Origin of the sequence: Nocardioides sp. (genome assembly GCF_004803405.1) — a bacterium.
GTDB lineage: Bacteria > Actinomycetota > Actinomycetes > Propionibacteriales > Nocardioidaceae > Nocardioides > Nocardioides vastitatis.
This window is the reverse complement of sequence record NZ_SSXI01000116.1, coordinates 1-614: the sequence shown is the minus strand read 5'-3', so window position 1 is coordinate 614 and position 614 is coordinate 1. Positions and strand designations below refer to the sequence as shown.

Genomic DNA, 614 nt, shown 5'->3' with positions numbered 1-614 from the left:
TTCGCGCTGGGCCTGTTGTCGTGGATGTACGGCCGACCCACGGAGCCGACGGTCGCGTTCTTGGAGAAGAAGTTCGCCAAGGTCCCCGACATCCTCGGCGCCAACCTCGCCGCCTTCAAGGCCGGCTGGAACTACGGCGAGACCACGGAGACGTTCGTGGTCCAGTACGAGATCAAGCCCGCGAAGATGAACGCGGGCACGTACCGCAACATCACCGGCAACCTGGCGCTCTCCTACGGCCTGGTCGCCGCGGGCGTCCGGTCGGGCCTGCCGGTGTTCCTCGGCTCCTACCCGATCACGCCGGCGTCCGACATCCTCCACGAGCTCAGCAAGCACAAGGCCTTCGGGGTGACCACGCTGCAGGCCGAGGACGAGATCGCCGGCATCGGCGCCGCGATCGGCGCCTCGTTCGCCGGGGCGCTCGGCGTCACCACCACCTCCGGTCCCGGCATCGCCCTGAAGTCGGAGGCCATCGGCCTGGCCGTGATGACCGAGCTGCCGCTGCTGGTCATCGACGTGCAGCGTGGCGGCCCGTCCACCGGGCTCCCGACCAAGACCGAGCAGGCCGACCTCCTGCAGGCGATGTACGGCCGCAACGGCGAGGCGCCGGTCCC

At 69.7% G+C, this 614-nt stretch carries 1 pseudogene; it reads left to right on the top strand.

The window, feature by feature from the left end:
* Positions 1 to 614, top strand: a pseudogene (locus tag E7Z54_RS08530) (thiamine pyrophosphate-binding protein); the annotation flags it as partial.